The organism is Bacillus pumilus, from assembly GCF_003431975.1.
Lineage (GTDB): Bacteria > Bacillota > Bacilli > Bacillales > Bacillaceae > Bacillus > Bacillus pumilus_N.
Genome location: NZ_CP027116.1, coordinates 1,151,190 through 1,165,873, shown reverse-complemented (window position 1 = coordinate 1,165,873; position 14,684 = coordinate 1,151,190). Strand labels below are relative to the sequence as shown.

Annotated in this window: 10 protein-coding genes and 1 riboswitch; of the genes, 5 read left to right on the top strand and 5 right to left on the bottom strand. The window is 42.7% G+C overall.

Annotated features, from left to right (window positions below; all coding sequences use genetic code 11):
• Positions 1–2: 2 nt before the first annotated feature.
• Complete coding sequence (locus C5695_RS05825) at positions 3–845, bottom strand: YitT family protein (protein WP_117729922.1); 843 nt, start codon at positions 843–845, stop codon at positions 3–5.
• A gap of 140 nt (positions 846–985) precedes the next feature.
• Between C5695_RS05825 and C5695_RS05820 the strand changes: the two genes are divergently transcribed.
• The gene (locus C5695_RS05820) at positions 986–1,843 is read left to right on the top strand and encodes a DegV family protein (protein ID WP_117729921.1); all 858 of its coding nucleotides are present in this window, start codon (positions 986–988) and stop codon (positions 1,841–1,843) included.
• Positions 1,844–1,888: 45 nt separating this feature from the next.
• Here C5695_RS05820 and C5695_RS05815 read toward each other — a convergent pair whose 3' ends face one another.
• The 3 genes from C5695_RS05815 to C5695_RS05805 all read right to left on the bottom strand — a co-directional run bounded on the left by C5695_RS05815 (position 1,889) and on the right by C5695_RS05805 (position 5,592).
• Positions 1,889–3,538, bottom strand: coding sequence for a methyl-accepting chemotaxis protein (locus tag C5695_RS05815; protein WP_117729920.1), 1,650 nt, complete (start codon positions 3,536–3,538; stop codon positions 1,889–1,891).
• Positions 3,535–4,512 carry a BMP family lipoprotein gene (locus tag C5695_RS05810; protein WP_117729919.1) on the bottom strand — a complete coding sequence of 326 codons (978 nt, stop codon included), beginning with the start codon at positions 4,510–4,512 and terminating at the stop codon, positions 3,535–3,537. Before C5695_RS05810 ends, C5695_RS05815 begins: the two co-directional genes overlap by 4 nt.
• A 231-nt stretch (positions 4,513–4,743) precedes the next feature.
• Positions 4,744–5,592 carry a CvfB family protein gene (locus C5695_RS05805; protein WP_117729918.1) on the bottom strand — a complete coding sequence of 283 codons (849 nt, stop codon included), beginning with the start codon at positions 5,590–5,592 and terminating at the stop codon, positions 4,744–4,746.
• Between the two features lie 238 nt (positions 5,593–5,830).
• Here C5695_RS05805 and C5695_RS05800 point away from each other — a divergent pair, with 238 nt between their 5' ends.
• The 4 genes from C5695_RS05800 to C5695_RS05785 all read left to right on the top strand — a co-directional run bounded on the left by C5695_RS05800 (position 5,831) and on the right by C5695_RS05785 (position 12,826).
• Positions 5,831–6,322 (top strand): YajQ family cyclic di-GMP-binding protein, encoded by a 492-nt coding sequence (locus C5695_RS05800; RefSeq protein WP_012009527.1) that lies wholly within the window; start codon positions 5,831–5,833, stop codon positions 6,320–6,322.
• Between the two features lie 81 nt (positions 6,323–6,403).
• Positions 6,404–6,522, top strand: a riboswitch (SAM riboswitch).
• A 78-nt stretch (positions 6,523–6,600) separates the two neighbouring features.
• Positions 6,601–8,442 (top strand): bifunctional homocysteine S-methyltransferase/methylenetetrahydrofolate reductase, encoded by a 1,842-nt coding sequence (locus C5695_RS05795; RefSeq protein WP_117729917.1) that lies wholly within the window; start codon positions 6,601–6,603, stop codon positions 8,440–8,442.
• Complete coding sequence (metH, locus tag C5695_RS05790) at positions 8,426–11,854, top strand: methionine synthase (RefSeq protein WP_117729916.1); 3,429 nt, start codon at positions 8,426–8,428, stop codon at positions 11,852–11,854. Before C5695_RS05795 ends, metH begins: the two co-directional genes overlap by 17 nt.
• Before the next feature lie 114 nt (positions 11,855–11,968).
• On the top strand, positions 11,969–12,826 hold the full coding sequence (locus C5695_RS05785; protein WP_117729915.1) for a GNAT family N-acetyltransferase: 858 nt from the start codon (positions 11,969–11,971) through the stop codon (positions 12,824–12,826).
• A gap of 42 nt (positions 12,827–12,868) precedes the next feature.
• Here C5695_RS05785 and C5695_RS05780 read toward each other — a convergent pair whose 3' ends face one another.
• Positions 12,869–14,683: an IucA/IucC family protein gene (locus C5695_RS05780; RefSeq protein ID WP_117729914.1), complete on the bottom strand. Its 1,815-nt coding sequence runs from the start codon at positions 14,681–14,683 to the stop codon at positions 12,869–12,871.
• Between the last annotated feature and the right edge of the window lies 1 nt (position 14,684).

Genomic DNA, 14,684 nt, shown 5'->3' with positions numbered 1-14,684 from the left:
TTTTAATCTCGTCTGAAAAATCCAAGAATATTGGTTGTTTGCACAATATTTGTAAAGGCTTTTGGATCGACTTCTTTAATAATTTGTTCAAGTTCATACAGCTCATACCTTGTAATGACGATCACCATCATTTCTTTTGGCTCGTTGGTAAAAGCGCCTTTTGCAGGGACAGTCGTAATACCTCTGACCATTTTTCCATAAATGGCTTCTTTGATTTCATCAGCTTTTTTCGTCACAATCATCGCGGTCAGCTTCTCATGTCTTGTATGGATGGCATCAATGACCCTTGTGGTCACATATAATGTGACAAGGGTATATAATGCTTTCTCCCAACCTTGTAATAATCCTGCTGTAAAAATGATGATTCCATTTAAAATGAAGAAATACGTGCCGACTGGTTTATCCTTCCACTTTGCTAAAATCATGGCAAGAATGTCGAGTCCGCCTGTTGATGCTCCGTATTTAAGTGTGATCCCAATTCCGAGTGCAGATATCACGCCGCCAAACACAGCATTTAGTAAAATATCTTGTGAAACGCTTGTTTCTGGTAAGATGCCGAGGAAAATGGTCGTCAGTGCAACACTGATGATGCTGTACAGCGTAAAGGAACGGCCCACTTTCATCCAGCCTAAAATGCCGACTGGAATATTTAAAATAAATAATAGAATCCCTGTTGATACATAAAATGGCGCATATTGATCCATTAAGCTGGATAACAGCTGGGCAACCCCTGTAAACCCGCTCGCATATACATCAGCTGGGATTAAGAATAAATTCAGTCCAATCGCATTGAGCAATGCACCAATGACGACGACAATGAGTTTTTTTGCTTCTCCAATGAACATATTGTCATTCCTCCACTTACCATTCTCTCTATGGTTTTCCCTAAAATTTAGAATTTGAACACGAAAAGATGATTTCTGTGATATAGTTAGGCTAAAAAGATGTAAATTATGGCTGATTTTTTTAGAAAGAAGGGATTTTGATGACTGTTCATATCATAGCAGACAGTGCTGCTGATCTGCCTCTTTCTTATTATGATGAACATAACATAACGCTCATTCCGCTCCGTGTATTGCTTGGCGAGCAGGAATTTGAAGATTTGATCACCATTGAACCAAAACAAGTATTCGATGCGATGAGACAAGGTGCCAGCCCAAAAACGTCACAAGCTTCACCAAATCGAATCAAAGAAGCCTTTGTTACTGCCGCACAAACCCATACATCTGCCGTTTATGTTGCCTTTTCATCAGAGCTTTCAGGTACATATCAAACTGCTGTGATGATGGCAAATGAAGTAAAGGAAGAATACCCTGATTTTGATTTACGAATCATTGATTCTAAATGTGCTTCACTCGGCTATGGACTTGCCGTCAAACACGCTCAGTCACTTGCCATTGACGGAAATACAATACAAGAAATTGATACGTCTGTAAAGCATTTTTGCGAATCTTTACAACATATTTTTACTGTAGACGATTTAACGTATTTAGCAAGAGGCGGAAGAATCAGTAAAGCGTCCGCATTTGTTGGCGGTTTGTTAAGCATTAAGCCCATTTTACACGTCGAAGATGGAAAACTCGTACCGCTTGAAAAAATCCGCGGACGTAAAAAGCTGTTGAAACGCATTATTGAATTAATGAAAGAACGTGGAACAGATTGGCCGAACCAAACGGTGGGCATTAGTCATGGTGATGATCCTGCCCTTGCAGAAGACATGAGACAATTGATTGAAGCCGAATTTCACCCAAAGGAAATCGATATTCAGGTCGTCGGTGCGGCTGTTGGGTCCCATTCAGGTCCTGGCACGCTTGCCATCTTTTTTACAGGCAAGCCATCATAAAAAGCACCCTTCCCCGCATCTCGGGAAGGGTGTTTTTCTTACTTCTTATGAAAGTTTAAACCGATGGACGGTTTCATTTAACTCTGCCGTCATACTCATCAATTCTTCTACCTGTTTGTTCATTTGATGGAACGATTGCAGCTGTTCATTGGCAGAGGCAGAAATTTCTTCACTGCCAGCTGCTGTTTCTTCTACAACCGCACTAATATTTTCAATTGAGTTTAGCACTTGTCCGCCAAGCTCTGTTGATTGAACAATTTGATCATTTAACAGAGCCATTTCTTGTTTAATGTGCTGCGCTTTTGTTTCTATATTTTCAAAGGAGTGTGAGGTCTTGTCCATCGCATCCTGCTGCTGAAATGAGAGCTTGACCCCTTCTTGAACCGTTTGACTAATGGATTGAATGCCTCTTTCAATATGACTGACCATATCAAAGATTTGTCTTGTGGCGTTAGATGATTCATCGGCAAGTTTACGAATCTCATCTGCTACAACGGCAAAGCCTTTTCCAGCTTCACCTGCTCTTGCCGCTTCAATCGCCGCGTTTAGCGAAAGGAGGTTTGTTTGGTCCGCAATGTCTGAAACGGTTTTGGCCATGGCCGAAATGCCGCTTGCGTATTGCGTGAATTCTCCTGCTGACTGCTCGATTTGTTTAGTGGCATGTGTATTTTTTTCAATCGCCATTTTTGTTTCTGTTAACGTGTGCTTTCCGCTTTCTACTGCTTCTATGGCGTCCTCCGTACTTTGGATGACGGTTTGGGAACGTTCGGAATTTTTACGCCCATGCTGATCCATTTTTTCAATCAAACTGACGCCATGCTGAAGATCTTCTGATATGGCTTGTGACCCATTGGCCATTTCGTCTGTCGAGACAGACACTTGATTGGCAGATTCCATCAGCTTTTTGTTTTCATCGTCTAATTGGATTGAAAATGTCTCTACTCGACTCGAGACACGGCTAATTTCCTTAATCAGGCTAATCAGTTGATCGGTCATTTGATTAAAGGATTCGTTCAAACCGCCGATTTCATCCTTACGCTGAATGTCCATCCGCTCGACAGCAAGGTTGCCTGCTGCGATCTGCTTCGCCCGGTAAGATAGCGATTTGATGGGTGTCACGATGGATTTTATTAATCCAATATTTAAAAAGACAGCAATGACAATTAGTGTGAGGGCTGCGACGAGTGCACTTGTGATGATCCATTGCACATTATCAGCTGTATTTTTTTGATTTTGTTGATACGCTTCTTCTGCTCTTTTATTCATTGTATGCACGTCGTTTAAGACACCATCAATTCTGGCAGCGACCCGTCTTGCATCCGATGCATTTTTTTCACCAATGGCATTATTCGCTTCTTGGGTCCATGTATCATATTTTGCATTTAACCTTGTTAGTGCATCTTTGTTCATATTTCCTGCATGTTTGTTTAACGTTTGCAGCTGTTTTTTTGCTGTAGAAATATCGTCTTGAACAACTTCTAGCTGTTCATCTGAAAGTGTCATCGAATAATTGGTCATCGCTTGTTCAACACTTTCAAAACTTGCTTTTGTTTTTTGAACGTTTAATAAGGTTTGCACTTCTGTTTCATTTGAAGATTGGATCTTTGTCATACTGACAATGATAAAGGCGATAACGCCAACTGCTAAAAGAAGTGAGGTGAGTGAGTTGAGTAAAATTTTGATACGTAAGCTCATGACGCGTCCCCCTCTTCTTTCAGAAGTGTCTGCTTCAGACCATTTACTTTTTTGGTCAATGTTTCAGCGTTTTTGAGCACACGAATTCTTGCCATATCGATTCCGTCATTGCTTAAGTCGTAGACAACATGCCCGTTTTTGATTTGATTGTTTTTGACGAGCTGTTCACTGAATTGATAGACCACTTCATCGACTTTTTTCACCATAGAGGAAATCACTGCTTTTTCAGCGGTATAGTACTGATCACTGTCTACACCAATGCCATATTTGCCCTGTGTTTGCGCTTCTTTTAATACCCCGACACCTGTATAGCCGGCTGCGGCATATAAAACGTCTGCTTTCTTTTTGATCATATCCTTCGCTATTTTACTGCCTTTTCCTGCGTCACTAAACGTATCAGCATAGGTGGATAAAATCTTGATTTTCGGATTCACTGATTTAGCGCCTTTTTTGAACCCATTTTCAAAGCGATGGATCACATCCGCATCGACACCGCCAACAAATCCAATGACATCACTTTTCGTTGTCATGGCAGCAAGTGCGCCTGCTAAATAGCTCCCTTGCTCTTCTTTAAACGTCACGGAAGTCACATTTTTCAGCTCAGATACAGCATCGATGAGCAAGAACTGCTTCTTCGGATATTTCTTTGCAACTTTTTCTAAGTCTTCCTGCATACTGAAGCCTACCCCGATGACGAGATCATTGCCATCTTTTACAAGCTCGGTCAGTCCTTTTTCATATGTATCGGTTTCTGCAATTTCTCTATAATCAAATTCAATCCCTAGGTCATCACGTGCTTTTTCTAATCCTTTAAACGATGAATCATTAAATGATTGATCACCAAGACCATCATCTGTAAGCATAACGCCAATATGCTTCGCATTTGATGCCGGTGGTCCCCCTTGCTGTTTACTGCATGCCGCGAGCACCATAAGCATAGCTGCCAACAGAAGTAATGACATTTTCACTTTCATCCAAAAACACACTCCTTTTATCATCCTTACTCCTTTCTTATCGGATTTTAGAGGCGTTGTTTCAATGTTAAAATGAAGGTTTTTCAGCTTTTTTCATGACTTTCTTCACTGAAAAAACCCATTATTTATCACAAAAATAAAAAAAGGGATAAAATCATGATGATTTTATCCCTTTGCTTCTTTTCAGTGAGATAGGTAAACCTTTGAAGTCAGGGTTTACTTTCACTCTGTTCACTTTTTCTCGTACGTCCAGCCCTCTTTTTGGTAAACTAAGTCATTTTTCATTAAATGACCTAATGCTCGTTTAAAGGCTGCCTTGCTCATTTGAAATCGTTCGCGAATGTCTTCTGGGTCACTTTTGTCCCCATAAGGCATGGCGCCATTTCTCGTTCTCATATACGTTAAAATTTCTTCTGCATCGACAGATAACGCTTCCTGTTTTCTAGGGAGCAGAGAGACGTTCACAGTTCCATCCTCTTTCACTGCAATCACGCGTCCTGTCACGGTCGATCCTAATCTAGGTTCTTCCTTTCGTTCCGTGCGGTGGATAAACCCACGTACGCCTGTATCTGTCAGCATAAAGGAGCCTGTCGCAATTAAGCGATAAATCGTTCCAGTGATTTCTTTGTTCATTAAGGTCTCAGGTGCCTCAGTAAACAATTCACTGATCACATCTTCAGTGGCGGGCTTTGCGAACATTCTGCCGTAACTTGTGACTTTCAGCATACAGTAAAGTTTGTCTCCTTTTTTTGGCCATGCTTCCTCAAAAGGCGGAAGGTGCTCTGTTGCAACAAGTGCGTCCTTTGATAGCCCGACATCGACAAATGCGCCCATGTCTTCTACCACGTCTACAACCTCTACCCAGCCATATGTATGCGCATTGATTGTAGGAATTTTCATTGTGGCGGCCAGTCTTTCCTCATGATCTACATATAAGTAGACCTCTACTTCTTCTCGGTCACCAATATCTTCGGTCATCTCACTGCGGTGCAAGAGGACTGAATCTTCACCATCTGTTAAAAAATAGCCGTATTCCATTTCGTTCTCTATTTGCAAGGTCAGTTGCTCACCTGGTCTCATGTTCTCTTCCTTCCTATCTGCCCATAAAAGAGCGTTCGTTCATCTTTTGATTCACTTTATTCTACTATACTTCTCCTCACATGAACATCTCTAGTTCTGTTAGCTAAAGTGGACAAACGGGACTCGATTTATACCGCTGCCGGCTGAACTCTTTGATTCGTCTCTCTGATAATATTTCTTCTTCTGTTCATTGCATGATAAAATAGACGCCATAATCTATACATGGAGGTCATATGTTATGGCAAAAGAAAGCTCATTTGACATTGTTTCAAAGGTTGAACTGCCAGAGGTACAAAACGCCGTTCAAGCAGCGCTGAAAGAAATTAAAAACCGCTATGATTTTAAAGGAAGTAAAAGTGATATTTCTCTTGAAAAAGAAGAGCTCGTTCTCATCTCTGATGATGATTTCAAGCTGGAGCAATTAAAAGATGTGCTTGTAACAAAGCTGATCAAACGAAATGTCCCAACTAAAAACATTGATTACGGAAAAACCGAGCACGCCCTTGGTGGAACAGTACGCCAGCGTGCGAAGCTGATTAGCGGAATTGATCAAGATAACGCCAAAAAGATCAACGCACTCATTAAGCAATCCGGCATCAAAGTGAAGTCACAGTTTCAGGATGACCAAGTCCGTGTAACAGGAAAAAATAAGGATGATTTACAAGAGGTTATTTCTCTCATGCGCAAGGCAGATTTACCAATTGACGTTCAATTTATAAATTTTCGATAAATTTGAAATTTTCCATTGATTATTTCCGATTTTTTCGATACAGTTGATGGAAGTTCAATTCATTGACATGTTCATATCGCTTTCTTATCAAGAGAGGCAGAGGGACTGGCCCTGTGAAGCCTCAGCAACCGGTGTAGTAGAAATATAGTTTCTATGACCAAGGTGCTAAATCCAGCAAGCAACTGCTTGGAAGATAAGGAGAAGAATTTCAATACAGCCAAAAAGTCTTCTTCTTATCAGAAGGCTTTTTTTGTTACATAGAAATAAGGAGGAAACCAATGGGCCTATTACAAGACTTACAAAACCGTGTACTGATTGCTGACGGAGCCATGGGAACACTTTTATACTCTTACGGCATTGACCGCTGTTTTGAAGAATTAAATTTATCGAAAGAAGATGAAGTGAAACGCGTACACGAGGCATATGTGCAAGCTGGTGCCGACATCATCCAAACAAACACGTACGGCGCGAATTATATTAAACTATCCCGCTACGGCTTAGAGGAAGAAACGAAGCGCATTAACACAAAGGCGGTACAAATCGCAAAAGCAGCCGCAGGCTCCGCTTATGTCCTCGGAACGATCGGCGGCATTCGAACATTTAACAAAAATGCCTACACGATTGAAGAAATCAAACGAAGCTTTAGAGAGCAGCTGTACATTCTATTAAATGAACAGCCTGACGGATTATTGCTTGAAACGTACTATGACATGGAAGAAGCGCAGGCCGTTCTCCAAATAGCACGCAAAGAAACACCTCTCCCGATTGTCATGAACGTCTCTATGCATGAACAAGGTGTATTGCAGGATGGAACCCCGCTGAAGGATGGTTTGTCTGAATTGTCCTCTCTCGGTGCAGATGTCGTCGGGATTAACTGTAGGCTGGGTCCTTACCATATGATTCAGGCACTCGAAGGCGTACCACTTTTAGAAAATTCTCATTTATCTGTCTATCCTAACAGCAGTCTCCCCTCTCTTGAAGAAGGCAGACTCGTCTATGATACAGATAACGATTATTTCCGAAAAAGTGCACTGGAATTTCGAAATCAAGGCGCCCGTATTATCGGTGGCTGCTGCGGAACAACCCCCCAGCATATTCATGCAATGGCTGAAGCGGTCAAGGATTTAGCACCAATCACTGAAAAAGAAGTGAAAGTGTTAAAAGAAGAAATCATTTCAATCCAAGATCAGCGTACTGAACCAGGCCTTGATGAGCTCGCTATGAAAAAACGGACAATTATTGTAGAGCTTGATCCGCCGAAGAAGCTAAACTTTGAAAAATTTCTCGTCGCTGCAAATGAATTAAAGAATGCAGGCATTGATGCCTTAACATTAGCTGATAATTCTCTTGCGACCCCGCGCATTAGCAATGTGGCGTGCGGCGCATTATTAAAACAGCAGCTTGATATGCGCTCCCTTGTCCATATCACGTGCCGTGATCGTAATTTGATTGGGCTTCAGTCCCATTTGATGGGTCTTGACACCCTTGGTTTAACTGATATTTTAGCCATCACAGGCGATCCATCTAAGATTGGGGATTTTCCAGGTGCTACGTCGGTCTATGATTTAACCTCCTTTGATTTGATCCGGCTGATCAAACAGTTTAACGAAGGCCTTTCTTTCTCAGGGAAGCCGCTTGGTAAAAAGACCAATTTTTCTGTAGCTGGTGCGTTTAATCCGAATGTTCGTCACATTGACAAAGCGGTCAAACGTCTTGAGAAAAAAATCGAATACGGTGCTGATTATTTTATTTCACAGCCTGTTTATTCTGAGGAACAGCTTGTGAAAATTCATGAAGAGAGCCGCCATTTGGATAAACCGATTTATATTGGCATTATGCCGTTAACAAGCAGCCGAAATGCGGAGTTTATTCATCATGAAATTCCGGGCATCAAATTATCTGATTCCATCCGTGACATTATGGCCAAGGCTGGCGAGGATAAAGAAAAGCAGCGAGCAGAAGGCTTAGCCATCGCCCGCTCTTTATTAGATACAGCCTGTGAATTGTTTAATGGCATTTATTTAATTACCCCTTTCCTTCGATCAGATTTAACAGCAGAACTGACCACCTACATCCACCAGAAAGAAAAGGAGTCAAACACTCATGTCAACTATCACTGAACAGCTTAAGAAACGCATCCTCGTCCTTGATGGTGCAATGGGGACCATGATTCAAAATGCCGACCTCACAGCAGAAGACTTTGGCGGAGAAGAGTATGAGGGCTGTAACGAGTATTTGAATGTGACAGCCCCTCACATCATCCGCACGATCCATAGGCAATACCTTGAGGCAAATGCCGATCTCATTGAAACGAATACGTTCGGGGCTACAAGGCTCGTCCTTGATGAATACGGTCTTGGCCACCTTGCCTATGAACTCAATGTACAGGCTGCACAGCTGGCAAGGAATGAAGCTGACCGTTTTTCCACGCCAGAGCAGCCTCGATTTGTTGTAGGCGCAATGGGTCCGACTACGAAAACATTATCTGTGACAGGCGGCACAACCTTCAGTGAACTCGTCGCAAATTATGAAGAGCAGGCACGCGCCCTGATTGATGGAAAATGCGATGCCCTTCTTTTAGAAACAAGCCAAGACATGCTGAATGTAAAAGCCGGATTCAAAGGCATTCAGGAAGCCTTCCAGCAGACAGGCATTCAATTACCACTCATGGTATCAGGTACAATTGAACCAATGGGCACTACCCTTGCTGGTCAAGATATTGAAGCCTTTTATATCTCTCTTGAGCATATGAAACCCATTAGTGTCGGCCTTAACTGTGCGACTGGTCCTGAATTTATGACAGACCATATCCGCACGCTCTCCTCCATCGCCAAGTCAGCAGTAAGCTGCTATCCAAATGCTGGTCTCCCAGATGAAGAAGGTCAATATCACGAATCCCCTGCTTCTCTCGCTAAAAAAATCGCCGCTTTTGCGAAGGAAGGCTGGTTAAATATTGTCGGCGGCTGCTGCGGAACAACACCTGCACATATTAAGGCTTTGTCAGATGAAGTACAAGCGCTTCAGCCGCGCCACATCGCTCATGAATCTTCTCAGCATACCGTCTCAGGAATAGAGCCCCTGATATATGAGGAAACAATGCGCCCCCTTTTTGTAGGAGAACGGACCAATGTCATTGGTTCACGCAAATTCAAACGGCTCATTGCGGAACAAAGGTTTGAAGAAGCGTCAGAAATTGCTCGTGCACAGGTGAAAAACGGTGCTCATGTGATTGATGTGTGTCTCGCTGACCCAGACCGCGAGGAGGCAGCGGACATGGAAGGTTTTTTACAAGAAGCCATGAAAAAAGTCAAAGCTCCTTTTGTCATTGATTCAACGGATAAACACGTGATTGAAAAGGCGCTCACGTATTCTCAAGGGAAAGCCATCATCAACTCCATTAACCTCGAGGATGGTGAAGAGCGGTTTGAAGAAATTCTTCCTCTTGTGAAGCTGTATGGCGGTGCACTTGTTGTCGGCACAATTGATGAAATAGGGATGGCTGTAACAGCAGAACGAAAGCTCGAAATTGCCGTACGTTCTCATGATCTCTTAACGAAGAAATATGGAATTCCCGCAAGTGACATCATTTTTGATCCACTCGTTTTTCCAGTAGGAACTGGAGACGAGCAGTATATTGGCGCTGCCGAAGAAACGATCAAAGGCATCAACATGATCAAAGAAACCTTGCCTGATTGCCTCACGATTTTAGGTATCAGCAACGTATCTTTCGGACTCCCGCCTGTTGGTAGAGAAATTTTGAATGCTGTCTATTTGTATCACTGCGTCCAAGCAGGACTTGACTACGCCATCGTGAATACGGAAAAGCTTGAACGCTTCGCTTCCATTCCAAAGGAAGAAATCAAGCTGGCTGAAACGCTGCTTTATGAAACAAATGATCAAACCCTTGCTGAATTCACCCAATTTTACCGCGGCAAAAAGAAAACGGAGAAAAAACCAAAGGTCTCCTTATCACTTGATGAAAGGCTAGCGCTCTACGTCATCGAAGGAACAAAAGAAGGTCTTATCGATGATTTATCCCTAGCTCTAAAGCAATTTGAATCACCGCTTCATATCATCAATGGTCCGTTAATGAAGGGAATGGCTGAGGTTGGACGGCTTTTTAATCAAAACGAACTGATTGTGGCGGAGGTACTTCAATCGGCAGAGGTCATGAAGGCTTCTGTATCGTATCTGGAGCAATATATGGAAAAGCAGCATGCAAGCGGAAAAGGCAAAATTCTACTTGCCACTGTAAAAGGAGATGTCCATGATATTGGGAAAAACCTTGTCGACATCATTTTGAGTAATAACGGCTTTCAAGTGGTCGACCTCGGAATCAAGGTGACACCGCAAACATTGATCGAAGCTGTGCAAAAGGAAAAGCCAGATATGATTGGATTATCAGGATTACTTGTGAAATCAGCACAGCAAATGGTGCTCACCGCTCAGGACTTACAAAAAGCGCATATTTCCGTTCCTATTTTGGTCGGCGGAGCTGCACTTTCTCGGAAATTTACAAAAATGAAGATTTCGCCTCATTATGACGGACCGGTTCTTTATGCCAAAGATGCCATGGACGGCTTATCTTTAGCCAATGAGTTAAAAGCAAACCCTCTTCAGTTTCAAACAAAGCCCGACGAAGAGACAGCAGCGCCTTTCAAAGAGAAAGAAGCGAAGCAGCCGAAAGCTGTCATTGAATTACTAGAAAAACGTGCGGCTCTCCCGCAGGCACCCATTTTCACGCCAGAGAATACGTCACGTCATTATGTGCGGGATATCGATTTGCATCATATTATGCCTTATGTGAATGAACAAATGCTCATCGGCCACCACCTCGGATTAAAAGGGAAGGTCAAAAAGCTATTAGCGCAACAGCATCCAAAAGCATTGGAATTAAAGCAGCTTATCACAGATCTTCTAAACGAAGGCAGAGAGAAAAACTGGTTTGCACCTGCATTTGTGTATCAATTTTATCCTGCTCATTCACACGGAAATGATCTGCATATTTATGATCCCGAAGCGCCTGACCGTATCATTGAAACATTCCAATTCCCAAGGCAGGAAAAGCTTCCGTATCGATCCATTTCTGATTATGTTCGGAGAAGCGGTAAAAAGGAGAAAGATTATATTGCCTTATTTGCTGTCACAGCCGGAGCGCGTATACGTGAAGTTGCGCAGCAATTTAAGCAAGAAGGAGATTATTTAAAAATGCACGCGGTCCAAGCTCTAGCGCTGGAGCTAGCAGAAGGATTAGCCGAAAGAACCCACCAAGTGATTCGTGACAAATGGGGATTCCCTGACCCAGTAGATTTCACAATGGAAAAACGATTTCAGGCAAAATATCAAGGACAGCGCTATTCCTTTGGTTATCCAGCTTGTCCAAACCTTGAAGACCAAGAAAAGCTATTCAAGCTGCTTCAGCCTGAAAAAATTGGCATCCATCTGACAGAAGGTTTCATGATGGAACCTGAAGCATCTGTTTCAGCAATTGTCGTTTCTCATCCTGAAGCTCGATATTTTAACGTTCATTAATGCAGGACCTCCGAAATTGGAGGTCCTTTTTTGATGGGAAGATTAAATTTTTACACTTACCTTCTTATGGTACGATACATATAGATGAATTCAGCTAAGAAGGAGTTGCGTGACATGACAAACGTTGTTCAACGAGCATTAACCCTTGAGGATATACCAGATCTCATCGCATTGTCTAAAGAAGTTGACTGGCCTGATTACAATGCGGAAGAACTCACATCTCTTTTAACAAACGGGTCCTTTACAGGTTTTACAACAACTGACGGACAAGTCATCTCGTGTGCAGGACTTTTCCAATATGATCGAGTGGCGTCAATTGGTGCCGTCATTGTATCTGAGACACATCGCGGCTTAGGTCTTGCAAGGAAAATGATTGACACCCTGCTAGACCAAAGTGATCAAAGCATTCCTGTCGTTTTAACCGCCACCGTCCAAGGACGGCCTGTTTACGAAAAAATCGGATTTCACACAGCTGGCTACATTTCGACTTACAAAGCACAAAAGCCGAACCGAGAGGCTCTTCATGTGTCAGATGACATTCACCTCTCTCCTGCCGATGAAACGCACCTTCCATCCATTGAAGCACTTGATGAAAAAGGTGCAGGCACGAATCGATCAAGCTTTTTAAAAAACCGAATGAACAGGGCAAGAGTGCGTACCATTGCCAAAAATGAACATCATGAAACGACTGGATTTGCGTTTGGCGTTGAAACGCCTGCCAATTTAATGATCGGACCACTTACAGCAAATGATGAACATACCGCTCTCTCACTCATCCATTCACTCATCTCGTCTTATTCAGGTGCGATTCGTTTAGATATGCAGGAAGAAACAGCTGAGCGCCTGCATGAATCACTTGTTGAAGCAGGTTTTACGAAAACAAACAAGGCGCATTTTATGATGATTCGTGGAAAGGAAAAGCTGAACGATCCCGCACTTCTCTATTTCCTCGCCTCTCAAGCATTTTCTTAAAAAATAAAGAGCTGTAGACAATCATTGTCTACAGCTCTTCTATTACTTCTCCCAGGCGGACGAAAGAACATGGGCGAGTGCATTCGTGACCTTCCCATGCTCTGACGCATGCGGGCGGTCATCTCCATCTCCGTACCCATAATCAATCATTCGATTACGATTTAAGCACAGCTTTGTCAGCTTCGGCTGGAATAGATCAAATAGTTCAAAACGATCCTTCAGCTGCGGGAATTGCTTTTGATACTGCTGAATTTCTTCTGCAAGCAAACGCCAAAGCGTTGTTTCATCCAACAGCTGATGATTGTCTAACACGTTTGATACGTAACGCAGATTACAAATAAACAGTCCTGTAAAGATAAACTGCACTAGACCTTCCGGCGGTTCACTGCGCAGCACTTCTTTCAAATCTTCTTCTAATGAAGCCAATTCAGGCAGCGGCTGATCACTAATATTCACATCATCAACGAAATCTTTGATCGCCAAACGATGCGGCTGATGATCTTTTAACACAAGAATTGTATTTTGCCCGTGCGGTGAAAAGACGGTGCCGTATTGATACATAAAGTGTAGCAGCGGCGGCATCACAACATGGAAAAACTTCGCCATCCATTCTTTTGCTGAGAGACCTGATTTTTCTATCAGCTGTTTCACATACGGCTCACCTTCATGATCTTCATAAGTAAGTGCTGCCAGTGTAACAGGGCTCTCTCCTTCATCTAAGTACGTGTAAATACTTTCTCTAAAAATGGCACCGAGCATCTCAAGATATTGATACGGCGCACCAGGCAGTTTGCTGTAGTATGGATGATCAACATTGATACTTGCATTTTCACCAGGCAAAATCACGCGGCAGACATCCGATAAAAATGAGTCTTGATCGGCAATTCCTTTAATATGTGCTGTAATGCGCGGAGCAATGACTGTTCGTTCTGATGGAAGCCCCCGGTACACGAGTGTGTTTAAAATGCTCATTGGCAGTTTAATATGATGCTTTCCTTTATTCGAGATGTTTGTAAAGGTTCTGATTGACTGCTGCGGGATGTATTGATCCAGCCCCTCTCCTACATACACAATCCGGCGCAGGGCCAAATCTTCCGGAAAATGCTGAATAATCATATGTGTCCATTGCCACTGATGAACAGGCATCAAATAATAATCATCTGCATTCAGTCCTTCATCCTTTAACACGCGGTGAAACTGCCGGATTGTGACTTCATCTAATTCTTTGGCGATCACCTGATCATAATGTTCATGATCGACCGCATGAAATGTCGCAAGATCCCGGTGAACAGCAATCCAAGAGAGCTGCACACTTTCTTGCCTTTCAGGTGCATAGGCTAGGTAGTCATCGTAACTGAACCCAATGCGTCCTTTGTTATACACAATCCAAGGATGGCCTGTCATTTCTCCTTCAATCCATGCATAATCAGTATCTGTTAGTTCATCCGCACAAAGTGCTTTTTTTGACAGCAAATGGACATCCGCTAACAGGGTATGATGAAGTTCTTTGATAAGATGGCCTGTTGTCTCAGAAGACATTGGAATGAGCGGCTGAATGTCTAGCAAAAACACGATTGCACTGACATCCTTTGACCATTTTCCGTCTTGACAGCACTCGATTGATTCAGCAATTGTATCAAAACTATCAAACAACCGAGGTTTTGCCAGATAACGATATTTCTTATGTTCGTGAATGATTAATTCGTACTGGGCAATGCCATCCTTATGATCTAGCTGCACGGGATGAAGCATATCCTCATACATGTATTCAGACAGCATTTTTGCCACCATTCGCTGGTTTGCCTTTTTCCAAGCAGCCGGATTCACCGCTTTTTTCAATTCATCTTGTACACTCATC